This window comes from Oricola indica (genome assembly GCF_019966595.1).
Lineage (GTDB): Bacteria > Pseudomonadota > Alphaproteobacteria > Rhizobiales > Rhizobiaceae > Oricola > Oricola indica.
In genome coordinates this window covers 66,970-90,144 of the sequence record NZ_JAINFJ010000001.1, presented here as the reverse complement: position 1 = coordinate 90,144, position 23,175 = coordinate 66,970, and the positions used below count along the sequence as shown (strand labels likewise).

At 62.2% G+C, this 23,175-nt stretch carries 24 protein-coding genes and 1 tRNA gene; 7 read left to right on the top strand and 18 right to left on the bottom strand.

Annotated elements, in window-relative coordinates; all coding sequences use genetic code 11:
• Positions 1–80: 80 nt before the first annotated feature.
• From LC343_RS25070 to moaA, 5 genes are all read right to left on the bottom strand, one after another.
• On the bottom strand, positions 81–206 hold the full coding sequence (locus LC343_RS25070) for a hypothetical protein (protein WP_274384715.1): 126 nt from the start codon (positions 204–206) through the stop codon (positions 81–83).
• A gap of 161 nt (positions 207–367) precedes the next feature.
• Positions 368–1,291, bottom strand: coding sequence for a DMT family transporter (locus LC343_RS00415; protein ID WP_223475113.1), 924 nt, complete (start codon positions 1,289–1,291; stop codon positions 368–370).
• A gap of 39 nt (positions 1,292–1,330) precedes the next feature.
• A complete protein-coding gene (locus LC343_RS00410; RefSeq protein WP_223475112.1) occupies positions 1,331–1,951 on the bottom strand; it encodes a DUF1176 domain-containing protein in 621 nt (206 codons plus the stop codon).
• Positions 1,948–2,421: a hypothetical protein gene (locus LC343_RS00405; protein ID WP_223475111.1), complete on the bottom strand. Its 474-nt coding sequence runs from the start codon at positions 2,419–2,421 to the stop codon at positions 1,948–1,950. Before LC343_RS00405 ends, LC343_RS00410 begins: the two co-directional genes overlap by 4 nt.
• Positions 2,422–2,424: 3 nt before the next feature.
• On the bottom strand, positions 2,425–3,450 hold the full coding sequence (gene moaA, locus LC343_RS00400) for a GTP 3',8-cyclase MoaA (protein WP_223475110.1): 1,026 nt from the start codon (positions 3,448–3,450) through the stop codon (positions 2,425–2,427).
• Positions 3,451–3,541: 91 nt separating this feature from the next.
• Between moaA and LC343_RS00395 the strand changes: the two genes are divergently transcribed.
• Entirely contained in the window at positions 3,542–3,901 is a 360-nt protein-coding gene (locus tag LC343_RS00395) for a gamma-butyrobetaine hydroxylase family protein (protein WP_223475109.1), read from the top strand.
• Complete coding sequence (locus LC343_RS00390) at positions 3,898–4,518, top strand: pyridoxamine 5'-phosphate oxidase family protein (protein ID WP_223475108.1); 621 nt, start codon at positions 3,898–3,900, stop codon at positions 4,516–4,518. The genes LC343_RS00395 and LC343_RS00390 overlap by 4 nt, the downstream gene beginning before the upstream one ends.
• 3 nt (positions 4,519–4,521) lie before the next feature.
• On the opposite strand, the gene LC343_RS00385 is transcribed toward LC343_RS00390, so the two are convergent.
• From LC343_RS00385 to amt, 11 genes are all read right to left on the bottom strand, one after another.
• On the bottom strand, positions 4,522–5,139 hold the full coding sequence (locus LC343_RS00385) for a L,D-transpeptidase (protein ID WP_223475107.1): 618 nt from the start codon (positions 5,137–5,139) through the stop codon (positions 4,522–4,524).
• 151 nt (positions 5,140–5,290) lie between these two features.
• Entirely contained in the window at positions 5,291–5,659 is a 369-nt protein-coding gene (locus tag LC343_RS00380) for a hypothetical protein (RefSeq protein WP_223475106.1), read from the bottom strand.
• A 53-nt stretch (positions 5,660–5,712) separates the two neighbouring features.
• Positions 5,713–7,320 (bottom strand): fumarate hydratase, encoded by a 1,608-nt coding sequence (locus LC343_RS00375; RefSeq protein ID WP_223475105.1) that lies wholly within the window; start codon positions 7,318–7,320, stop codon positions 5,713–5,715.
• A gap of 96 nt (positions 7,321–7,416) precedes the next feature.
• Positions 7,417–8,346 (bottom strand): aldo/keto reductase, encoded by a 930-nt coding sequence (locus tag LC343_RS00370; RefSeq protein WP_223475104.1) that lies wholly within the window; start codon positions 8,344–8,346, stop codon positions 7,417–7,419.
• A gap of 15 nt (positions 8,347–8,361) precedes the next feature.
• Positions 8,362–9,075 (bottom strand): ABC transporter ATP-binding protein, encoded by a 714-nt coding sequence (locus LC343_RS00365; RefSeq protein ID WP_223475103.1) that lies wholly within the window; start codon positions 9,073–9,075, stop codon positions 8,362–8,364.
• Positions 9,068–9,817, bottom strand: coding sequence for an ABC transporter ATP-binding protein (locus LC343_RS00360; RefSeq protein WP_223475102.1), 750 nt, complete (start codon positions 9,815–9,817; stop codon positions 9,068–9,070). Before LC343_RS00360 ends, LC343_RS00365 begins: the two co-directional genes overlap by 8 nt.
• A complete protein-coding gene (locus tag LC343_RS00355; RefSeq protein ID WP_223475101.1) occupies positions 9,814–10,785 on the bottom strand; it encodes a branched-chain amino acid ABC transporter permease in 972 nt (323 codons plus the stop codon). Before LC343_RS00355 ends, LC343_RS00360 begins: the two co-directional genes overlap by 4 nt.
• Positions 10,786–10,788: 3 nt before the next feature.
• Positions 10,789–11,649: a branched-chain amino acid ABC transporter permease gene (locus tag LC343_RS00350; protein WP_223475100.1), complete on the bottom strand. Its 861-nt coding sequence runs from the start codon at positions 11,647–11,649 to the stop codon at positions 10,789–10,791.
• A gap of 58 nt (positions 11,650–11,707) precedes the next feature.
• A complete protein-coding gene (locus tag LC343_RS00345; protein ID WP_223475099.1) occupies positions 11,708–12,859 on the bottom strand; it encodes an ABC transporter substrate-binding protein in 1,152 nt (383 codons plus the stop codon).
• A gap of 56 nt (positions 12,860–12,915) precedes the next feature.
• On the bottom strand, positions 12,916–14,568 hold the full coding sequence (locus tag LC343_RS00340) for a CocE/NonD family hydrolase (RefSeq protein WP_223475098.1): 1,653 nt from the start codon (positions 14,566–14,568) through the stop codon (positions 12,916–12,918).
• 237 nt (positions 14,569–14,805) lie between these two features.
• Entirely contained in the window at positions 14,806–18,042 is a 3,237-nt protein-coding gene (gene amt, locus LC343_RS00335; protein ID WP_223475097.1) for an ammonium transporter, read from the bottom strand.
• 234 nt (positions 18,043–18,276) lie between these two features.
• Here amt and LC343_RS00330 point away from each other — a divergent pair, with 234 nt between their 5' ends.
• Complete coding sequence (locus tag LC343_RS00330) at positions 18,277–18,486, top strand: Acb2/Tad1 domain-containing protein (RefSeq protein WP_223475096.1); 210 nt, start codon at positions 18,277–18,279, stop codon at positions 18,484–18,486.
• A gap of 98 nt (positions 18,487–18,584) precedes the next feature.
• Here LC343_RS00330 and LC343_RS00325 read toward each other — a convergent pair.
• Together LC343_RS00325 and LC343_RS00320 are read right to left on the bottom strand one after the other, a co-directional pair.
• Positions 18,585–18,659, bottom strand: a tRNA-Val gene (locus LC343_RS00325).
• 46 nt (positions 18,660–18,705) lie between these two features.
• Positions 18,706–19,395, bottom strand: coding sequence for an HAD family hydrolase (locus LC343_RS00320; protein WP_223475095.1), 690 nt, complete (start codon positions 19,393–19,395; stop codon positions 18,706–18,708).
• A 151-nt stretch (positions 19,396–19,546) separates the two neighbouring features.
• Between LC343_RS00320 and rpiA the strand changes: the two genes are divergently transcribed.
• From rpiA to LC343_RS00300, 4 genes are all read left to right on the top strand, one after another.
• Entirely contained in the window at positions 19,547–20,248 is a 702-nt protein-coding gene (rpiA, locus tag LC343_RS00315; RefSeq protein WP_223475094.1) for a ribose-5-phosphate isomerase RpiA, read from the top strand.
• A gap of 53 nt (positions 20,249–20,301) precedes the next feature.
• Positions 20,302–20,859 carry a DUF2059 domain-containing protein gene (locus LC343_RS00310; RefSeq protein WP_223475093.1) on the top strand — a complete coding sequence of 186 codons (558 nt, stop codon included), beginning with the start codon at positions 20,302–20,304 and terminating at the stop codon, positions 20,857–20,859.
• Between the two features lie 119 nt (positions 20,860–20,978).
• Entirely contained in the window at positions 20,979–22,370 is a 1,392-nt protein-coding gene (gene gor, locus LC343_RS00305) for a glutathione-disulfide reductase (protein ID WP_223475092.1), read from the top strand.
• A 67-nt stretch (positions 22,371–22,437) separates the two neighbouring features.
• Positions 22,438–23,079 carry a gamma-glutamylcyclotransferase family protein gene (locus LC343_RS00300; RefSeq protein WP_223475091.1) on the top strand — a complete coding sequence of 214 codons (642 nt, stop codon included), beginning with the start codon at positions 22,438–22,440 and terminating at the stop codon, positions 23,077–23,079.
• The last annotated feature ends 96 nt before the right edge of the window (positions 23,080–23,175 follow it).

The following is a 23,175-nucleotide window of genomic DNA, read 5'->3' as shown; positions in this document are numbered from 1 at the left end:
ATCCATAGCGCAAGCGGCACAACGCGTCACGGCGCAACTGGCCGGACCGGTCCCCGCCGATACGGGCGGGGCAAGTACGATCAGCGGCGGAAGATCGCGCCGAACATGTTTCGGATGTGGGCATCGCGGTCGCGGCGTGCGCGAGCGATGATGGTTTCGAACTCGGTCGGTTCGAACGGCGTTTTCGTGTTCTTTTTCGTGGACATTTTCTGTTCTCTTCTTCTCCGCTTTGCGCGGCTGTTTGTATTTCCCGTCAAGCGCATGCTGCGCTGCAGCACGCATATGGTGCTTCAATAGGAGGATTTCCGGGCCTCAGGCATGCGAAGTCGGAAGCGCAGATATGCGAAATCGCCGTGGCCGGCCTGGATCAGGTTCCGCGCGCCGGGGGCGGGGAGGCGGCCGAGATGTTGGCGGATGCGGCACGACGCGAGACCACCCGCTCGCGATAAAGCGCATAAAGCCCGCTCGCGACGATTATGGAACCGCCGAGAAGCGTCAGTGCGTCCGGAATTTCCCCGAAGAAAACTATGCCGAGAAGGATGGCCCAGAGCAGACCGGTGTAGCGGAACGGTGCGACTGTTGCGATTTCCCCGATCCGCATCGCAAGGATGATGCACTGGTAGCCCATGAACAGGAACGTAGCGGAGCCCGCCAGGGTCATGACCGCCGAAAGCGACATCGGCCGCCAGCCATCCCCGCCGAACATCATGACCGCGCCCATCGTCGACACGGCGACCGTGGTCAGGAGCGAGAAGACAATCGACGGAACACCCGCGGGCAGGCGGCGCGTGGCAAGGTCGCGGATTGTGGCGAACAGCACCGTGCCCAGAACCGCGAGGGCGTAGATGTTGAAACCTTCCATGCCGGGCCTGATGATCAGAAGGACGCCGAGGAAGCCGACGACGATCGCCGACAGCCGGCGGATGCCGACCCGTTCACGCAAGAAGAGCGCCGCGCCGAGCGTCACCGCCAGCGGGAGGGCCTGCAGCACTGCCGAGACATTGGCGAAGGGCATGTGGAAAAGGGCGTAGAGGAAGAGGACCGTGCCCAGAGCCTCCCCTATGGTCCGCAAAGCCATGGCACGGGTCATCGCCTTTTTGAGTGGAACCGGCACGCGCGCCACGCGTATGTAAACCGTCAGAAACAGAAGCATGATCGCGCCGCGCACCAACATGACCTGGCCGGCGCCATAGGCGCCGCCGAGCGACTTGATCAGGGCGTCGTTGAAGGTGAAGCCGGCCATGGACGCGGCCATCAGCAACGATGCGCGCAAGCTTGTCGAGATGGCCATGAAAGTGTCCGGACGGCGAATGAGAGTGGCGTGGCGCGCTCAGGGGCGCGTCGCTTTGTATACAGTCACCGGATTGATTTCACCATCATAACTCGCATCGGCCTGATACTCCGTGAGCACGAACCGCCCGTCATGGAATGTCCATGTCCCGGAGGAGGCGGCATCCGCGATCCCGCGCCATTTCGAGAAGCTGGAGATGGTCTGCGTGTCCTCGTCGTACCAGGCGTTGAACAGGGACGACACCGCGGTGAACCCGAGGACGGTGAGCTTTTCGACGACGGCGCTCTCGTCATCGGCATAGTCGATATCGAGTTCAGGCGTTGCGAAATGCACCGGGCCTAGCCCGTCGAGTTCGGTCTCCATGAACCAGATCGAGCTGAAATTGTAGGCCCCGTAAAAGCAGGGAAGCTGGTAGAGCCGCACGGCGCGGTCCGGACCGTCCTCCTCCTCGTAATCATAGCGGAAAGAGATTTCCCACGACCGGATTTCGCCGATATCTTCCTCGACCCGTTCCCACCAGCAGCTCTCGCCCCGATAGGTCGATTTCGCGAGTTCGATCAATTCCTCAGGAGACAACTCCGGCAGTGTCCCATCCGCGTGCGATGGCGCGGCGAGGCAGGCAAGCAAGGTCGCGCCCGCGCCTATGCGCCGCATCCTCATTGCGGACCGTCCAGCGTGTTCGCGATCTGCCCGGTCAACTGGTCGTATAGCGCCGAGGCGAGCCGCGGATATTTCATTTCCATGGAGTGGATGACGCCGTCGGTGAATTCATGGCGCTCGTAGAACGTATTGCCGTTCTCGATGCCGGAAACGACTGCCCAGTCCGCGCCGGAGGCCGAATAGGTGATCGTGCGTCCGCGTTCGGACGCGTTCTCTTTTTCCCGGTCGATGAGCGATTGGGGCGTCAGATCGAGCGCATTGAACTGGCCGTAGGCCGCCAGTTCCGCACCGTCGGAGGAGCGGAAACGCCGTCCGTCGCCATTGACCGGCGGCGGGTCGATTGCATCGAAGACATCGACCGGAAAGGTGATCCGCGTTCCGAAGCGGTCGTTCACATAGGTCAGGGAGTCCGCCTGCGCGGAAAGCGTGAGCGTGGAGAACAGCGTTGCAATGCACGCCGCGCGTTTCACGGTTCAGCCGCCCGTCACGCTCATGTGGCGAGACACAGCAGGGCGCTTCGTGCCGCGGTCGATAACGAAATCATGTCCCTTTGGCTTGCGCCCGATCGCCTTGTCGATGGCATCCGACAGGAGTTCGTTGCCTTCCGATGCGCGAAGCGGCTCGCGCAAATCCGCCGCATCGTCCTGACCGAGGCACATGTAGAGCGTTCCCGTACAGGTCAGCCGGACGCGGTTGCAGCTCTCGCAGAAATTGTGCGTCATCGGCGTGATGAAGCCGAGACGGCCACCGGTTTCAGCCACTTCGACATAACGCGCCGGGCCGCCGGTCTTGTAGGGGATGTCGGTCAGCGTGAACTGACGCGCAAGATCGGCGCGCAGTTCGGACAACGGCAGATAGCGGTCCGTGCGATCCTCCTCGATCTCGCCCATCGGCATGGTCTCGATCACCGTCATGTCCATGTCCTGGCCATGCGCCCAGCGGATCATGTCGGGGATTTCGGTGTCGTTGAAATCCTTCAGCGCGACGGCGTTGAGCTTGATTTTCAGGCCGGCATCCTGTGCGGCCTTGAGCCCGTCGAGAACGCGGGACAGGTCGCCCCAGCGCGTCACCTGCTTGAACTTGCCGGCATCGAGCGTGTCGATCGACACGTTGATGCGGCGCACGCCGTGGCGATAGAGATCCTTCGCGTGCTTCGTGAGTTGCGAGCCGTTGGTGGTCAGCGTCAGTTCCTCGAGGGCGCCCGTTTTCAGGTGCCGGCCGAGTTGCTCGACAAGGTGCATGATGTTCTTGCGCACCAGCGGTTCGCCGCCGGTCAGGCGCAGCCTGCGAACGCCCTTCTCGATGAACACGGTGCACAGCCTGTCCAGTTCCTCCAGCGTCAGGAGGTCCTTCTTGGGCAGGAAGGTCATGTGTTCCGACATGCAATAGGTGCAGCGGAAATCGCACCTGTCCGTCACAGAGACACGCAGATAGGTGATGTCACGCCCGAAGGGGTCGGTCATCGTCGGCAGGGTCGGCAAGGCGATATCGTCTCGCATGGAACAGGCACGCTTTCGGTTGTTTCCAACGTATGTTGATGCCATAGCCGGTCGCGTCAAGATCAGCAACGAACGAAACGGGATTGGCACGATGCCGGATACGACGGTTTGGCCGACTGAATTGCGGGTTTCACGGGACCGCAGGACGCTGAAAGTGACTTTCAATTCAGGCGAAAGTTTCGATCTGGACGCGGAAATGCTGCGCGTTCTGTCGCCATCCGCGGAAGTGCAGGGCCATTCGCCCGAGCAACGCGTCACGGTGGGCGGCAAGCAGGACGTGACGATTTCCGAGATGGTCCCGGTCGGAAACTACGCGGTTCGCATCGTCTTCGACGACCGTCATGACAGTGGCATCTACACGTGGTCCTATCTCGCGCGACTCGGCCGCGAAAAGGACGCGCTCTGGGCGGCCTATCTGGCGGAACTCGAGGAAAAGGGAATGACGAGATGAACGCATACCGCGCGGTGACCTCGATCGAGGAACTGGAGAGCCTCTACGGCGTGCCGGGCGAAGCGTCGTTGCTGAAGGTTTCCGACAGGATCACGCCGCAATACCGGCGCTTCCTTGAGGCATCGCCCTTTTTCGCGCTCGCGTCAGCCGGGCCGGAGGGACTCGATTGTTCGCCGCGCGGCGAACTCGGCGGTCTGTTCCGCATTGTCGATGACAAGACGCTGGTCATCCCCGACCGGCGGGGAAACGATCGCATCGACAGCCTGCGCAATATCGTTCGCGATCCGCGCGTCGGCCTTCTTTTCCTGATACCCGGCTCGCATACCACGATCCGGATGAACGGCACGGCGATCGTGACCGCCGATCCGGAGCTTCTCGCAAGCTTCGAAAAGGCCGGCAAGCAGCCGCGCTCCGCGGTCGTCGTGACGGTCAACGAGATCTACACGCAGTGCGGGCGTGCGGTGTTGCGGGCAAAGCTGTGGGACCCGAAGCACCATGTCGATCCCGCCGACATTCCGACGGCGGGCGACATCCTGAAAGAACGGTCCGAAGGCGCGTTCGATGCCGATACCTATGATCGGGAATGGGCCGGACGCGCCGAGAAAACCATGTGGTAGCGGCTAGCGCCGCACCACGACACGCGTGCCGACGCCGACCCGATTGTAAAGGTGTTTCACGTCTTCGTTTGCCATGCGAATACAGCCCGACGACATCGCCTGGCCGATGGTCCAGGGCTGGTTCGTGCCGTGGATGCGGTAGAGCGTGGATCCGATGTAGAGCGCGCGCGCGCCGAGCGGATTGTTGGGGCCGCCGGGCATGTAGGCGGGCAGGATACGCCCCTTGGCCTTTTCGCGGGCACGCATCGAGGCCGGCGGTGTCCAGCCCGGCCACTCGGCCTTGCGGGAGATCCGGTTCTTGCCGGTCCATGTGAAACCCTGGCGGCCGACGCCGACGCCATAGGCCATCGCGCGACCGGGCTTGGTGACGTGGTAAAGCCGCCTGTCCGACGTATCGATGACGATCGTGCCGACGGCGTAGCCGTCGAAGTTGATCATCTTGCGCCGGATGGGTGACTTGTCCGACCGCCGATAGGATGTCGGGCGGTTTTCCTGAAGATACTGCTGGCGTTCGGCTTTCGGCTTGAACAGCAATTCGTGCAATTGCACGTCGGCTTTGGCCGGTATGCCGGCGAACGCAACGGCCAATGCGGCCAGTCCCGTGATAATGGCTGATCTCATTCGGTCTCTCCTGCCTGTATTCCGGGTACCCCAGTGAAAAAGGTTGGCCCGTGATACGGCAGGGGTCAAGTAACGTGAACGTCAGCGGCGGCCGCTTCTCTCGGAAAGATTAACGGAATGCGATCTATGCGGCGCGAGGCGACATTGCCGGCTATTTCTTGTGCCAGACGCCGCATTGGACCAGAAGCCCGGACTTGCGCCGGAACGACGACAGGCTGACCTGCCGGTAGCCTTCCTTGAGCGCCTTGCGTTGGGTCGGCTTGAAATCGGATCCGACGGCCCACAGGTAGCGATACCTCTGGCCGCCCGTCTTCATGGTCAGCCGAAACTCCAGATCGCGTATCTTCAGGGTTTTCTTGCCGCTGTCACGGCACTGGATCGCCATCAGCGTCATGTCCGGGCCCTTGGCATTCTTCCATGTGCGATACGCATCCGTACCGCTCAGCCAACCCGTGGTTTCCGCTTGCGCCACAGACCCCGCGAGGAGCAGGCAAATAATCGACAAAAAGAGCGTCTTCATGAAATTTCTCGCGACATTATTGGCGGTGAGACGGCTCTGCAGTGGCCAGACATCTATCCGAGGTTCAGTTCCTTGAAGAAATCGTTCCCCTTGTCATCGACGACGATGAAGGCCGGGAAGTTCTCGACCTCGATTTTCCAGATCGCCTCCATGCCGAGTTCCGGATACTCCACCACCTCGACCTTCCTGATGCAGTCCTGTGCGAGGCGTGCGGCTGGGCCGCCGATCGAGCCGAGATAGAAGCCGCCATGACGCTCGCAAGCGTCGCGCACTTGACGCGAGCGGTTGCCCTTGGCGAGCATAACCATCGATCCGCCGAAGGACTGGAACTGGTCCACATAGGAGTCCATGCGGCCGGCCGTCGTCGGCCCGAAGGAACCGGACGCATAGCCTTCCGGCGTCTTGGCCGGGCCGGCATAGTATATCGGGTGGTTCTTGAAATAGTCCGGCATGGGTTCGCCGGCTTCGAGGCGGGCGCGGATTTTCGAGTGGGCGAGATCGCGCGCGACGATGATCGAGCCGGTCAGCGAAAGACGAGTCTTTACAGGGTGTTTCGACAATTCGCTCAGAATTTGAGTCATCGGCTGGTTCAGGTCGATCTTCACCACATGTGCCGACAGCGCATCCTCGTCGATCTCGGGCATGTATTTCGACGGGTCGGTCTCAAGCTGCTCGATGAAGATACCGTCCTTCGTGATCTTGCCGAGTGCCTGGCGGTCCGCCGAGCATGACACGCCAATGCCGATCGGCAGGGACGCGCCGTGGCGGGGCAGGCGGATGACGCGCACGTCGTGGCAGAAATATTTGCCGCCGAACTGCGCGCCGACACCGGTCGCCTGTGTCGCCTTGTGGATTTCCGCTTCCATTTCGAGATCGCGGAATGCGTGACCGTCTTCCGACCCTTCGGTCGGCAGCGTGTCGAGATAACGCGTGGAGGCCAGCTTGACCGTCTTCAGGTTCATCTCCGCCGAAGTGCCGCCAATGACGATGGCGAGGTGGTAGGGCGGGCAGGCGGCGGTGCCGAGCGTCAGGATCTTTTCCTTCAGGAACTCGACCATGCGGTCATGCGTCAGGAGCGACGGCGTACCCTGGAAGAGGAACGTCTTGTTGGCCGATCCGCCGCCCTTGGCGATGAACAGGAACTTGTAGGCGTCGTCGCCTTCTTCGTAGATATCGATCTGTGCCGGCAGGTTGTTCTTGGTGTTCTTCTCCTCGAACATCGACAGCGGCGCGAGCTGCGAGTAACGCAGGTTCTTTTTCTCGTAGGCGTCGAGCACGCCTTTCGACAGCGCATCGCTGTCGGTGCCGTCGGTCCAGACGCGGCGACCCTTCTTGCCCATGACGATGGCGGTGCCGGTGTCCTGACACATGGGCAGCACGCCGCCCGCGGCGATATTGGCGTTTTTCAGCAGGTCGTAAGCGACGAAACGGTCGTTTTCGGTGGCTTCCGGATCATCGAGGATCGAGGCGAGTTGCTTCAGGTGGCCGGGGCGCAGCAGGTGGTTGATATCGGCGAAAGCGGCCTCCGACAGGAGCCGCATGCCCTCAGGTTCGACCACCAGGACTTCCTCGCCGCGAAATGTATCGACCGAAACATGCTTGTCCGTCAGCTTGCGCCACGGCGTGTCTGTTTCACCCAGCGGAAATAGGCCGTCTGCCATGTTCTTGTCCCTGATTTGATAAACACTTCGGCCCGTCTCATATCGCACTGACGAGTGATGGCAATGCCGCGAAGGCCGAAGTCCGGCGTTTTGCTGTCAGCTCAGCGCGGCGCGGATGGCGGCGAGGCCGTCTTCCGAAAGCTCGAATGCGGCGGCGCGGGCATTGCGCGCGACCTGTTCGGGCGTACTCGCGCCGGCGATCACGCTGGGCACCACCGGGGATGCGAGCAGATAGGCGAAAGCGAGATCGATCAATTCGCCACCCAACTCTTCCGCAACGGTGGAGAGTTTGCCGGCGATCTCGAGATTTCGGTCGTTGAGGAAGATGCCCGCCAGGCGCGATCCGCCGGACAGCCGGGTGCCATCCGGCACGGCTTTTCCGGGGGCGTATTTGCCCGAAAGGATGCCGCTTGCCAGCGGGAAGAACGGCAACAGGCCGACGCCGTATTTCTCGCAAACGGGGAGAAGGTCCTTTTCAACGTCGCGCTCGATAAGGCTGTATTGGGCCTGCGTCGAGATGAAACGCTCGACACCGAGCTCCCGCGCAACGAATTGGGCTTCGACGATCTGCCACGGCGCAAACTGCGACGAGCCGACATAACGCACCTTGCCGGCGCGGATAAGATCGTCGAGGGCGCGCAGCGTCTCCTCGAGCGGCGTGTCGGGGTTCGGCAGGTGGAACTGGTAGAGATCGATATGGTCGGTGCGCAGACGCTTGAGGCTCGCCTCCACGGAGCGGATGATGCAGTGCCGGGAGCCGTCGGTGCCCGGGTCGTAGCCGAATTTCGAGGCGACGACCGCCTCGTCATGACGTCCCTCCAGTGCGCGGCCGAGGATTTCCTCGGCACGCCCGTGATTGTTCAGCGGATAGGCGTCGGCATTGTCGAACAGGGTGATCCCATTGTCGAGCGCGGCGTGGATGACCTTCGTCGATGCCGCCTCGTCGAGCCGTCCGCCGAAATTGTTGCAGCCGATGCCGACCGTCGAAACCTTGAGGCCCGACGCGCCAACCGTTCTCGAATCCATAGCCAAATCTCCGTGTCAGTCGCCGATATTGAGACCGATATACCGGTCCAGCGTTGCGTGGTCGGCGAGAAGGTCTTTCGAGGCGGCCTGGTGGACGATCCGGCCACGCTCCAGGATGATCGCCTCGTCGGTCATGCCGAGGGTCACTTCCGCGTGCTGTTCCACCAGCATGAGCGTCATGCCGGCTTCGCGCACCATGCGCCCGATCGCATCGCCGAGTTCCTCCACGATGATCGGTGCGAGGCCCTCCAGAGGCTCATCCAGAAGCAACATGGCCGGATTGGTCATCAGCGTGCGTCCGATGGCGAGCATCTGCTGCTCACCGCCTGAAAGCTGGTTGCCCTTGTTCTCTCGACGCTCCTTGAGGCGGGGGAAGAGGTCGTAGACCTTCTTCACGTCCCAGGGGCCCGGGCGCGCGACGACCGTCAGGTTCTCCTCGACCGTCAGCGAGCGGAAGATGTCGCGTTCCTGCGGCACCCAGCCGAGCCCCATGCGGGCACGCAGATGCGGCTTGACCGTCTGGATCTCCCGACCGCGCCACAGGATCGAACCGGACAGGAACTGGGTGAAGCCCATGACGGTCTGGATCAGGGTCGACTTTCCGACGCCATTGCGCCCGAGCAGCGCCACGCCGGCATTTTCGGAGACCGAAAACGACACGCCGTCGAGCACCACCGCGTCGCCATATCCGGCGCGCACGTCGCGCAGTTCAAGCAGCGCTTCAGCCATGATGCGCGCCTCCAAGATAGATTTCGCGGACCTGCGGATCGTGCGCGATCTGGTCAGGCGGACCTTCCGTCAGGATCGCGCCCTGGACGAGTACGGTGATGGAGGTGGCAAAGGAGAAGACGAGATTCATGTCGTGCTCGATGAACAGGACCGAGATGTCCTCAGGCAGGCCGGCGATCACCTCGAACAGGGCGGCGCTTTCGGATTTCGGAACACCGGCCGCCGGTTCGTCGAGCAGCAGCACTTTCGGACTGGAGGCCAGCGCCAGCGCGATTTCGAGCAGGCGCTGCTGGCCATAGGCGAGGTCGCGGGTCGGCTTGGTCGCGGCGTCCGCCAGCCCGACTCGGCCGAGAAGGTCGTAGGCCTCGTCGATGGCCGCACCATGTTTCGCCAGCGGCGAGAGCCAGTGGCCCGAGAGCGCGTCGCGTTCGCAGATCGCCATGGTCGCGGATTCGAGGGGCGTCAGTTGCGGAAAAAGCGTGTTGATCTGGAAGGTGCGTCCGAGCCCGCGCTTGACGCGCGCATCCGGCAACAAGGACGTGATGTCCTCGCCGTTCAATTGCACGCTGCCCGTATCCGGGCGTAACGCGCCGGTGATGAGGTTGATCAGTGTCGTCTTGCCGGCGCCATTCGGGCCGATCAGTGCATGGCGCGCGCCCTGCGGCAGGGCAAGCGAGACGTTGTCGGCGACCACCAGCTTGCCGAAGGCCTTGTTCAGGTTGCGGGTTTCGAGGCTGTTCATGCGCGCCTCCCCAACCGGGCGAGGCGTTCCAGCCCGCCAAGAATGCCGCGCGGCAGGAACAGGACCACCAGGATCAGGATCAACCCGATCCAGAAGTACCAGTATTGCAGGTAGAAGCCGGAAATCTGGTCACGGGCGATCATGAAGATGATCGCGCCGAGGATCGCGCCGTAAAGCCGTCCGGTGCCGCCAAGGATCAGCATGACCGCGATCTCGGCGGATCGCTGGAAACCGAGCGCCTCCGGCGACACGGTCTCGGAAATCTGTGCGAGCAGGGCACCCGCCACGCCTGCGAAAGCCGCGGCGATGGTGAAGATCTTCCGCAAATGGGCGTGGTTCGGCGCGCCCAGTGCGGTCGTGCGAACCGGGTTTTCGCGGATCGCTTCCAGCGTCAGCCCGAAGGGCGAATGCACGATGCGACGCGCCAGGAGGAACAAAACGAACAGCGTCGCCAGCGCGTAGGCATAGGCCGTGTGGCCCCAGAGCGAGAATTTCCAGATGCCGAGGAGCTTCCATGTGTCGATGCCCTGAAGGCCGTCGGAGCCGCCGGTGAACTGGTCGAAGGAGATCGCGAGTTCGGCGAGCAGGAAGGAAAGGCCAAGCGTGATCATCAGCAGCGCGAGATGCTGGACGCGTACGATCATGAAGCTGACGATGTAGCCGACAGCCGCCGTGACCGCTGCGGCCAGCAGGAGGCCCGAGATCGGTTCGCCCCAACCTCTCGCCGAGAGAATTCCCGCCGTATAGGCGCCGATCCCGAAAAAGGCGGCGTGGCCGAGCGAGATGATGCCGGCATAGCCGAGGATCATGTCCAGCGAGATGCAGAACAGTGCGGTGACGGCAACGGAAGCTGCCAGCGACAGATAGTTCTCGAAGAAAACGAAAGGAATGACTGCCGCCGCGATCCAGAAAATCGCCTCGTAGGGTGAGATGCGGGCTTTTGCCCTGATCCAGCTTTTCGGGTCCATGGCCTAGCGTCTCGCAAAAAAGCCGTTCGGCCTGAAGAACAGGATCACGACCATGAACAGGTAGATCAGGAAGGGGCCGAAGTCCGGGAACAGGAACTTCCCGGCGACGTCGAAGATCCCCAGCGCTGCGGCGGCGAGAAAACTGCCCCAGATCGAGCCGAGGCCGCCGATCGACACGACGATCAGGACCGGCACCAGTATGTGGAAGCCGAAATTCGGATCGATGAACAGGATGTCGATGGCAAGCGCGCCGCCGAGACCGGCGAGGCCGCTGCCAAGCGCGAAAGTGAGCGCGAAAATCGCATTGATATTCAATCCCAGTCCGCCGGCCACCTTGTCATTGTCGACGGCCGCGCGGACCATCGCGCCGAAACGCGTGAATTCGAGAAACAGGATCAGTCCGGCAGTCACGGCGAGTGCGACGATGACGAGAAAGATACGATAGGCCGGCAGCTTCAGGTCGCCGATCTCGACGAAACCCTTCAGATAGTCCGGCAGGTCGACCGAGTGATGGACGGTGCCGAAGAAGAATGCCGCGACCGCGTAGGACGCGAACACGACACCGATCGTCAGCAGGACCTGGTTGAGTTCGCCCGATTTGTAGATGCGCCGGAACAGCACCGCCTCGAAGACGGCGGCGATGAGTGCGGTCGCGAGGAAAGCCAGGGGCAGGGTTGCCAGAAAGGGCCAGCCGGCGCTTTCGACCAGCGCATAGGTCACATATCCGCCAAGCATGGCGAAGGCGCCGTGCGCGAGATTCGTGAAGTTCATCAGGCCGAGTGTCACCGACAGTCCGACGGACAGAAGGAACAGGAGCATTCCGTAGGAAAAGCCGTCAAACAGGACCGCGATCAGCGTGGACATCTAATTTTCCGGGAAATGACCGGCGCGGAAAGACCGCGCCGGTCCGGTGTCGTGTTGATTACTTGGCGTTTTCGACCTGGTCGATGATGACGTTGGCCGGCTTGCCGTCGACCATCTGGACTTCGCGGATCCAGATCGTCTGCACGACGTCGCCGGTTTCCGCGTCGATGCCGATCGGGCCGCGCGGGCTGTCCCAGGTCATACCCTTGGCTGCGTTGATCAGCGCCTCGCCGGATGCATCGCCACCGGTTGCCTCGAGTGCCTTGTAGATCGCGGCCATGCCGTCATAAGCGCCGATGGAGTAGATGTCGGGATCGCGACCATCATTGGCTGCGCGGTACGCTTCGACGAACTCGTCGTTCATCGCATCGTCGCGGTGGACGTTGTAGTGATAGGCCGTGATGATGCCGAGCGCGGTCTCGCCGAGCGCTTCAAGCGCGGCATCGTCGGTCAGTTCGCCCTGGCCGTAGATCTTGGTGTTTTCCGGCGTGATGCCGCGTTCGGCAAGCGCCTTGGCGAGGGCCGGCGGCTGCGTTCCGCCCGGAACCCAGACATAGAGCGCTTCCGGATCGGCTTCGGCCACGCGCTGAACGAAGGGCGAGAAGTCCGGATTGACGACCGGAGTTCGGTCCTGGCCGACGATCTCGCCGCCTGCCGCCTTGAAGGCTTCCTCGAAGGCGGTGCCTGAGCCGATGCCCGGGCCGTAGTCGGTCACCATCGTGTAGACCTGCTTGACGCCCTGATTGGCGATCCAGGTGCCGAAATTGCCGTTGATCTGGCTCGCGGTCGCCGAGGTCCGGATCATGTAGGGCGACTTGGTGATGATCACGGGGGTGGTCGCGTTCATGACGACCATGAACTTCTCGGCCTCGGCCGAGACGTCGCCCATGGCGAGCGCGTTCGGCGTCAGAAGGGCGCCGGCGAGGATGTCCACCTTGTCGCGCACGATGAGTTCCTCGGCGAGACGCTTGGCGACGTCGGGCGCGATGCCGCCGACGTCCTTGCGGATGATCTCGATCTTCTTGCCGGCAACGGTGTCGCCATGCTGCTGCATGTAGAGCGTGATGCCCGCGTCGAGCTGCGCGCCGGGATCGGCGAACTGGCCGGAATAGGCGTTGATAACGCCGATCTTGACGGTTTCCTGGGCGAATGCCGCTCCGCACAGCAGCGTCGCGGCGGCCGTGAGAAGGGCTGTAACTGTCTTTTTCATGCTTTCCTCCCTGACATGAATGTCGAATTCAGAACTTAGCTTACGCCTTTGTCGCGTCAATTATCCAGATCACGCGACGGGTTGATGACCGGGATCAGGAGCCGGGACGGCCGGCTCTTTCCCATGTGGATATTCTGGCGGCCGGTATTCAGCGTTTCCTCGTGCCGGGCATGGACGCTCGGCTTGGGATAATCGTAGATGTCGGCTCCCTGGACGACGAGCCTCAGGCCTTCGCCTGCGTCGAAATGCGTACCCGAAGGCCAGATCTCGATGTCGACCGGTACGATCTCGCCCACAGTCAGCTTCTGCTCGCGCCGATGGGCAAGGACCGGCATGTGCGGTTCGGATTCGTCCGGATCGAGTTCGCGATGCGAGACGCGTAGCCAGCCGAGAGCGACCGGTCCGTCCTCGAACTGGGCGTAATAGGCGAAGGGCACGACATTACCATCGGCATCGAGTTTCTGGATGGCAACGAAAATGTCCATGTCGTCGCCCGCGTCAACCGAGACCCAGAGCCTCAGCGCCATATGGCCGACCAGATCCACCGGTTCGTCGAAGCGATGATCGAAGACGAGGCTTTCGCCGGCGGTCGGGTCGTAGGAGACCGTCGCATCCTCACCGGGTTCGTTCTGAAGCGCGCCCGGGGCGAGATGGAGGGACCTGTATTGCGTGTCCTCGATAGGCCATTGCCGGGCCGGCAATTCGGCGCCCTGATAGTATTTCTCACGCAGTTCGTAGCGAACCGGTGGCCAGGCGGCGATTTCGGTCTCCTTGCCCTGCAGGAAATGGTCGAAGAAGGCGCGCTGCATCTCGACGCAGCGCGGCTCGTAGTAATGGGCCCATTTCTTGCGGCCATGGACGTAGAGCCATTTACGGTCCGAGGAGATGCGCCGAAAGCCTTCCAGCGTTCCGCGCGTATGCAGCGCCTGGTCGGTCCAGCTCGCGCAGACGAAAGCCGGAACCTCGATACGGTCCAGCTTCGCGCGCTTGCTGTCCCAATAGGCGTCGAACAACGGGCGTTCGGCTGTTTCCAGCCTCAGGTCCTCGATCTCGGTGACGGAATGCCCCCAGCGGCCGGGCAGATAGTCCCAGAACGAGGTTTCCGGAATGCCGCCATGGCGCACGACTTCGCGATAGGTGTCGCTCCAGCCTTCCCACGGATTGATCGCGGCAAGATGCGGCGGGTTCAGTTCTGCGACACGCCATTGCGACGAGGTCAGATAGGAAACGCCGGACAGGCCGACCTTGCCGTTCGACCATGGCTGTGTGCCGGCCCATTCGATCAGCGCCGCAAAATCGCGTGCCTCCTCGGGCGAGAGGTAGGTCGCCCGGCCTTCAGAATGCCAGGTGCCGCGCGGGTCCGGGTTGATGACCGCATAGCCGTGCCGGATCCAGTAGACAGGATCGGGGGCCTCGAAGGCCGTGTAGTCCGAAATCAGGTGGTCGTGGACTTCCGCCTTCGGGAAGTTGACGGAATAGCGCGTGTGGCCGTGCTTGCCGTAAGGTCCCCAGGCGATCAACGGTGCGGCGATGCCCGTTTCGGGCCGAAAGACATCCACATGGATCGTCACGCCATCCGGCAGCGTTACCGCGACATCCTTTTCATAGAGCATGCCGTCGATGATCTGGCGCTCGTGCCTTGGCGGCTTTGCGCCGCGCGCGGCCGGCTCGGTGAGCGGAGGCCGAAAACGATATGTGAATGTCGTCATGCCTCCTCCCATAATCTTCGCGTGTAACGAAGTATACAAAATAGCCGCTTCGGCCGTTTCGTATCTCCTCCCAGAGACCCGATGATTCCCTTATCTATCGCGGATTATCAAGCTTTTTCTCTCCTGTCGCCGAATTGACGATCGGCAAGCGAAAGGAGCGCGATGCATACACGAAACGTGAATCATCGTGGTTTGGCGGCTGTATTTTCTGCGCCGCCCGACTGCAGGAGACGCCCGTCAGGCCCGGCGTTTGACCGTGTTTGTCGTTTTGGCAGCTTCGCGCATGAGGGCGCCGATCTCGCCGAGCGATTCCGCCATGGTTCCGTTTTCGAAGGCGGGGGCCTCGAGGATCCGCAGGACATTCTCGGGAACCGTGCGCGGCAATTCCGAAATCGGCATCGCGCAGGAGACGAGAAAGCCCTGGATCTCCGTGCAGCCCATCGCCACCAGCCGCTCGAGCTGTTCGATTTTCTCGACGCCCTCGGCGACGACCGACATGCCCAGCCCCGCCGACAACCGCATGATCGTGTCGATGATGTGCAGCGCGTTGGACGCCTCGTTCATCTCGCGAATGAAGGACTGGTCGATCTTGATCGTGTCGAAAGGGAATCGGTTGACGTAGCTGAGCGAGGAATATCCGGAGCCGAAATCGTCCAGCGCGATCAGAACGCCCATTGCCTTCAGCTCCGTCAGAACGGTTACCGCGCGGTCGGCATTGTCGATGAAGAGACCTTCGGTGACTTCCAGTTCGAGTTTCGAGGCTGCAAGTCCCGTCGCGTCGAGGACTCGGCGGACCGTGTCGGAAAATCCCTTGCCCTGGAACTGCCGCGGGCTGACATTCACGCTGACATTGGCTTCGCCAAATTCGGCGGCTGCGGTCTCGCATGCCTTTCTCAGGACGTATTCGCCGAGGCCGACGATGATGTTGGATTGTTCTGCGACTGGAATGAAATCCGCCGGTGATATCCGCCCCTTGACCGGGTGCTCCCAGCGCAGCAGCGCCTCGTAGGAGACGATCGATCCGGTTGCGATATCGACGCGCGGTTGGAAGTGGAGTTCGAACTGTTCCTCATCGACCGCGATCTTGAGGTCTTCCTCGAGTTTCTGGCGGTTGCGCAGCTCTTCGCCCATGCCGGGCTCGTAGACCGCATAGGTGTTGCGGCCGTTGTTCTTGGCGGCATAGAGGCTGACGTCGCAATGCTGGAACAGCACTTCGGCGTCTTCTGCGTCGCGCGGGGCTATCGCGACGCCGACGCTGGCGCCGGGCCGGATCGTGTCTCCGGTCGGCAGCAGGACCGGTTCGGAGATCGCGTGGAGCAGCCGGTGCGCGAGGTCCGCCGCCTGATTGGGGAAATCGATGCTTGCCTGCACGAAGGCAAATTCGTCGCCGCCGAGCCTTGCAACGCAATCGCCCGGTCCGGCCGCGGCGCGCAGTCGTTCGGCGACCGCGACGATGACCGCATCGCCGGATGGATGGCCGTGCAGGTCGTTGATGTTCTTGAACTGGTCGAGATCGATCAGCAGCAGCGCCGTCGCCCCGCCATCGATCGCGATGCGTTCCATGAGCTGGCGCAGACGCTGGTTGAAATGCGCGCGGTTCGGCAGATCGGTCAGCGGATCGTGCATGGCCAGATGATAGATGCGCGCCTCGGCCTTCTTGCGTTCCCGCAGATCGGCGAATGCGAGGACCTGGGTCTGGCGGCCCGAGTAATCGATATTGCGGCAGCGAAATTCGACGGGAACCTTTTCGCCTTCCACCGGCCGAATGTTTGTTTCCGCGGGGCGCTCCGTATCGTCCTCGAGGTGGGCGCGCGCGCCGGGCCAGTCAATGGCGGGAAACAGGCTCTTGACCGAACGCCCCCGCAATTCGCCTTCCGCGAGGCCGAACAGCTTGGTGGCGGCCGAATTGGCGTCGATGACCTGATGGTCGCTTGCAAGAATGATCGCCTCGAACGTCGCGTCGGCGAATGCCGCCATGCGGTTCGCTTCCTCTTCGGAGCGGCGGATCTCGGTTTCTTGTTGGCGGCGGCTTTCGGCCTGCTGGAGATTGTCCATCAGATCGTTGAAGACGTCGGCAAGTTCCTTGGCGTCGTCGCCATGGCGCGATTCCAGGCGTACGGAGAGATCGGCGTCGCCGGTGACGAGCGACCGCATCGCTTCCTCGACATGGGCCGTACCGATCAGCGCTTCATGTTCGCCGTAGTTCAGCCCCTGGATTTCCGTTTTCCGATCGACGCGGACGGCGGTGAGTTTGTTCAGGAGCTTCACGAGGACGAACCCGATACCGAAGGCCCAGGCGAAGTTGACCGCGATGCCGAGCAACTGCACGAGGAATTGCGCGCCGCGAGATGCCGCCGGCAAATCGGCTTCGGGCGCCAGAAGCGCCAACGCAAGCGTACCGAAAACCCCGGCAAATCCATGCGCGCCGACCGCGCCGACCGCGTCGTCCACCTTGAAGCGATTTTCCAGCAACATATTGGCCCGGCTGGTGATCAACCCGCCGGCAAGGCCGACAAAGACCGCCGACATTGGATCCAGCAGGTGGCAGCCGGCGGTGATCGCCACGAGACCGCCGATCATGCCGTTCGTGGCGCGTTCGGGGAAAGCTGCCCGCTCGACATAGTGGAAATATGCATAGGCGGCGCCAGCGCCGGCGGCGCCCGCAAGAATGGTATTGAGCACGATGCCGGCGACTTCCGGCGAAGCGGTTAGCGTCGAGCCGCCGTTGAAGCCGATCCAGCCGACGAAGAGCATCAATGTGCCGGCGGCGGAGAGCACCGGGCTGTGACCGGTGAAACGGACCGGATTGCCGTGAGGGTCGAAACGTCCCTCGCGCGGACGGAGAACGAGACACGCCGCCAGGGCGATCCAGGCGCCGGTCCCGTGAACCACCGTCGAACCGGCGAAATCGACAAAGCCGAGATTGGCGAGCCACGCCCCGGTATCGGCGCCGCGCGCGGTGCCCCAGGCCCAGTGCACGAAAACAGGATAGATGATCGCCGCGGTCAGGAAGCTGATGACCACGTAGACGCTCAGCTTCATGCGTTCGGCCACCGCGCCGGCGATGATCGTCGCCGCGGTGCCGCAGAACATCACCTGGAATACGAAGAAAATCGCGTCGTGTGGCGTGATGTTGCGAAGGAACAGCATGTTCGTATCGAAGCCGATCCCGATCACGTGATGCGACGGACCGAATCCGATCATGAAGCCGACGAAGAAGAATGCGAGGACGGCGAATGCGAGGTCGAGAAGGTTTTTCTGGGCGACGTTGATTGCGTTCTTGGTGCGAACCGCGCCGGCTTCCAGCAGCAGGAAGCCAATCTGCATCAGCAGCACCAGGGCCGCGGCCACCAGAATCCATACCGAATCCAGCCGCGACGCCAGTTCCGAAATCGAGAGTTCCGATGCGCCCGCCGAGCCGGTGGTGATGAACAGGAAAACGGATAAAAGAAACGCGCGGCTCCGAAAGGCCATTCATACAATCCCCAATTGTGACCGGCACTCTGCCGCACAACCGGTGGCGACTTCGTTAAAGTCCGCTGCAGCGCAGCAATTGGCGTGAACCAAGGCTAATGAAGGGTTAGGAGGGATTGGGCCTGCCGGCAGGCAAAAATGCTGCTGCACCGACAATGTCACGATGTTCCGTTAGGATTTTTTTTTACTCTTCCGGATATCAAGCCAAGTCTTGGGTCAAAATGGGTTTTCACAATGAAAAGCAATGCAGCCACTTCCGACCGCGTCGGCATGTACTATCGCTCCCTGTCGGAAGCCGAAAACCAGACGATCTACCGGATCAAGGAGCAGGGGCAGGAGTTCTTGGAGTTGATCGACGAACTCGGAGAATCCGATGAAACGCGCCGCGCCAAGGCCCGTATCGAAGAAGCCGTGATGTGGGCGGTCAAGCACATTACGAGGTAGCCGGAACTGCGTGGGCGTTAATTGCTCCATGCCTCTCGGCATCTCCCGAGGCAATGGCCGCTTGTCGTAATGACAGGAACTTGAAACCAGTCAGATTATGGTGGGCGATGCTGGGATTGAACCAGCGACCCCTGCCGTGTGAAGGCAGTGCTCTCCCGCTGAGCTAATCGCCCTGACCCTGCGTGGAAGCGCGGATATAGTCTCCGCCGTGAAGGAAAGTCAACTGGTCGCGTCGCGCCGGTCGAGAAGGCTTTCGGCGAGTGCCGGATCGAGCTCGCGATAGTGCGAAATCACCGTGTCCGGGCCGAATGCGCTGACATGGCGGTCCGTATATCCGAAATCCACCGCGACGACCGGAATTCGGGCTGCTTGCGCGGTGCGGATGTCTGTCTCGCTGTCGCCGACCATGAGCGCTCTTGCGGAATCGCCGCCGGCCTTGGCGATCGTACCGGTCAGATGTGCCGGGTCTGGTTTTCGGACGGGGAAAGTGTCCTGTCCGCAGATCGCGGAGAACAGCCCGTCGATTTCCAGCGCCTCGAGAAGGCGCACGGCATTGGCCTCGATCTTGTTGGTGCACACTGCCGCGATATAACCCTCGGCGCGGAAAGCGCCTATCGCGTCGAGCACATGCTCGTAGGGGCGAGACAGGCCCGGCATGGTGTCCTGATAGTAGTCGAGGAAATGGCCCATCAGTTCATCGAGCGTCTCGGGCGCGGGCACCTGGCCGGATGTCTCGTAGGCCCGTTCCAGCATGACGCGGGCGCCCTGGCCGACATATTTGCTGAATCCCTCATCGGCGATCGGCCCGAGGCCGACATGCTTCAACGCATGGTTCATGCTGGCAAGCAGGTCGGGCGCGGTATCCACCAGCGTTCCGTCGAGATCGAACACGATGATCGGCGGTTTCATCGATTGCTCCGTTCGGGTTGTCCGGCGTCCGGGTTAGTGCGGCAGGACCCGCATTGCAACGCCAATGCGCCGGGGAAGGGGGCGATTGCAGGTTGGCGAGGGGGCGGCGGCATGATAACCGGTCCCGGCTCAATCGGGGAAAAGCCTGTATATGTCACAGGACCAGCTGAAAATCGCCGCGGCGCAGACCGCATTGTCGCATGTCGAGAACGGCATGAAGCTCGGCATCGGAACGGGCAGCACGGCGGAGGCATTCGTCCATCTGCTCGCCGAAAAGGTCGGCGACGGTTTCAAGGTCACCGGTGTGCCGACATCGGAGCGTACGGCGCGTCTCTGTCTCGAACTTGGCGTTCCGCTGACCACGCTGGACGACACGCCGCGTCTCGACCTGTGCATCGACGGGGCGGACGAAATCGACCCGGGCCTGAACCTGACGAAGGGCGGAGGCGGCGCGCTGCTGCGCGAGAAGATCGTCGCCCACGCGTCGGCGAAATTCATCGTCATCGCGGACGAGAGCAAACTCGTCCCGGCGCTCGGCGCGTTTCCGCTGCCGATCGAGATCAATCCGTTCGGGCTCGAGGCGACGCGCCAGGATATCGCCGAAGCCTATGCGGGCCTTGGCTATTCAGGCCAGTTGCGCTTGCGTGTTCGCGACGGGCAACCCTACGAAACGGATGGCGGACACTTCATCCTGGACGCATCATTCGGCCACATTTCGGACCCAAAGGCTTTGTCCGACGCGTTATTTGCGATCCCGGGCGTCGTGGAGCACGGCATGTTCATCGGCATGACGTCGCTTGCCGTCGTCGCCGGGAAGGATTCTGTACGCACGCTTGAAGCGCCGGCCGATTGACGGCGCGCAATCGCTCGCACAATCATACTGGGGAATTGGAGTAGATCGAGATCATGAAGTTTCTGGCAGTCAAGACTTTCCGCAATGCCGTTGCCGGACTTGCGCTCGCGGTGGCCATGTCGCCCGCGGCGCTGGCGCAGGACATTTCCGAATCGCATTTCGCCGCCGCCCGCGCGGCTGTCGCGGCCGTCGATGCGACCGACGCCTATGACGCGATCCTTCCGGCCGCCGCAGAGCAGCTCAAGGCGCGCCTGATCGCCAGCAATCTCGATCTCGAAGTCGCGATCACCGAGACCGTCGACGAGGAAGCGTTCAAACTGGCCGCGCGGCGCGCCGACCTCGAAAACGAGGCCGCCCGTATTTATGCCGCTGCCTTCAGCGAAGACGAACTGAACGCGATCACCGAGTTCTACAATTCGGAGGCCGGCAAGAAACTCTTGCAGAACGGCCCGATCGCGGCGCGTGAAATCAACAATGCGGCGGGCATCTGGAAACGCGGTATCGAGCGCGATCTTCTCGAAAGCGTTTCCAAGTCGCTGAACTCGGCAGGGCTGCGGGCCAACACCGACACCGCCGCGCCGGACACGACGAACGGCGCCACGCAGAACTGATTGCCGTTCGCATGAGTGTTTTGGGCCCGGCCATTGTGCCGGGCCTTTTGTTTTTTCGCCCGATCCTCTAAGCGATGGCCCGTCCGATACGAGGCGACATTCATCTGGAGACGCGGTTCATGACGCAGTACGACTACGACCTCTTTGTTATCGGCGGGGGTTCCGGCGGCGTACGCGCGGCGCGGCTCGCCGGCGCGATGGGCAAGCGTGTCGGCCTCGCCGAGGAATACCGCATGGGCGGGACCTGCGTGATTCGCGGATGCGTGCCGAAAAAGCTCTTCGTTTATGCGTCCCAGTTCTCCGAGCATTTCGAGGATGCTCCCGGCTATGGCTGGAGCGTCGGCGAGACCGCGTTCGACTGGCCGACCCTGATTGCGGCCAAGGATGCGGAAATCGCCCGTCTGGAGGGCCTTTATCGCAAGGGGCTGGAAGGGAACGGCGTCACCATCCACGAGACCCGCGCGAAGCTTGTATCGCCGCACGAGGTGCTGCTGGAGGCGACCGGCGAGACCGTCACAGCGGACCAGATCCTTGTCGCGGTCGGCGGCCGCCCCAATCTGCATGATGCGCTGCCCGGTCACGAATACTGCATCTCGTCGAACGGCGCCTTCCATCTGGAGGAATTGCCGAAGGCGGTCATCGTCGAGGGCGGCGGTTACATCGCCGTCGAATTCGCCAACATCTTCCACGGGCTCGGCGTCGATACGACGCTCGTCTATCGCGGCCAGAAGATCCTTGGCGGCTTCGACGAGGATCTGCGCGACCATCTTCAGGAAACGATGATCGCCAAGGGCATCAAGGTCGTCTGTCACCAGATCCTGGAAAAGGTCGAGAAACGGCCGGATGGCCGGCTGGACGCGCATCTGTCAGGCGGGGAGGCGATCGCCGTCGATCAGATCATGCTGGCGATCGGCCGCGTTCCGAACACCGAGAATCTCGGCATGCGCCATGCCGGTGTCGAACTCGACGTCCGGGGTGCGATTGTTGTCGACAATTACTCGCGCACATCGGTCGAGAATATCTGGGCGGTCGGCGACGTGACGAACCGGATGCAGCTGACGCCGGTCGCCATTCACGAGGCGATGTGTTTCCTGGAAACCGCCTTCAAGGACAATCCGACCGTGCCGGACTACGACACTGTCGCGACGGCCGTGTTCTCGCAGCCGGAAATCGGCACGGTAGGCCTGACGGAATCGGCCGCGGCGGAGCGGTATTCGGAACTGGAGGTCTATCGCGCGAGCTTCCGGCCGATGCACAACATCCTGGCCGGCCGCGACGAGAAGATGCTGATGAAGCTGATTGTCGATGCAGAAAGCCGCATTGTCGTTGGCGCGCATGTGATCGGACCGGGCGCCGGCGAAATGGCGCAATTGCTGGGCATCTCGCTCAAGGCGCGCTGCACCAAGGACGTTTTCGACGCGACGATGGCGGTTCATCCCACCGCGGCGGAGGAACTGGTGACGATGTATGCGCCGACCTACCGGGTCAGAAACGGAAGCCGCGTCGACTGACGCGGCCCCTTGAACCGGCCGGGGTGAGGGCCTTATGTCTGGGGGAGTGAAACCCCGACCGAACATCATGAGTCCCGAGCAAATCGACAATCTTCACCGGGCTGCCGCCGATGGCGCGGTCTTCGCCTATTTCGGCTATGGCTCGCTGGTCAACCGAGACACCCACCGAACCGCGATCTTCGGCGCGGTGAGGGCTTCGGTTCGCGGCTGGCGCCGGCATTGGCAGGGCCGTCCGGAGCACACCGACGATCCAATCTCGCTTCTGAGTGTCAGGGCGGAGAACGACCCCGAGCATGTCCTGCCGGGCCTCTTGGTCTTCGATCGGCTGGAAAACCTTCCCGCGCTGGATGAGCGCGAATTCAATTATCACCGCCGCGTCGTCGGAATGGACAGGATTACGGTCGCCACCGACATCGCGTTCGACGTGCCTGTCTATATTTACGAGGGCAAGCAGGAGATCGCCGCGGGCACCGGCCATGCCATCCTGCAGAGCTATCTCGACGCGGTCCTGCAAGGCTATCTTTTCGAGTATGGCGCGGAGGCTGTGAAGGATTTCATCGCCGACACGCATGCATTCGACGACACGCCGATCATTCGCGATCGCGACATACCGCGTTACATGCGCAGCGTGACGCTGAGCGAAGAACAGCGCGCGCTAATCGACGATGCCCTTGCCGCGCATGGTGTGAAATACCGCGAACCGGCCTGACCCCCCAAGGACGTTTCCCCGACATACAGGCTGGAATCGCCGATTACTTTCCCGTATAGGGGCGCGACGGCGGAGCAGCCAGATATTGTGCTGCCG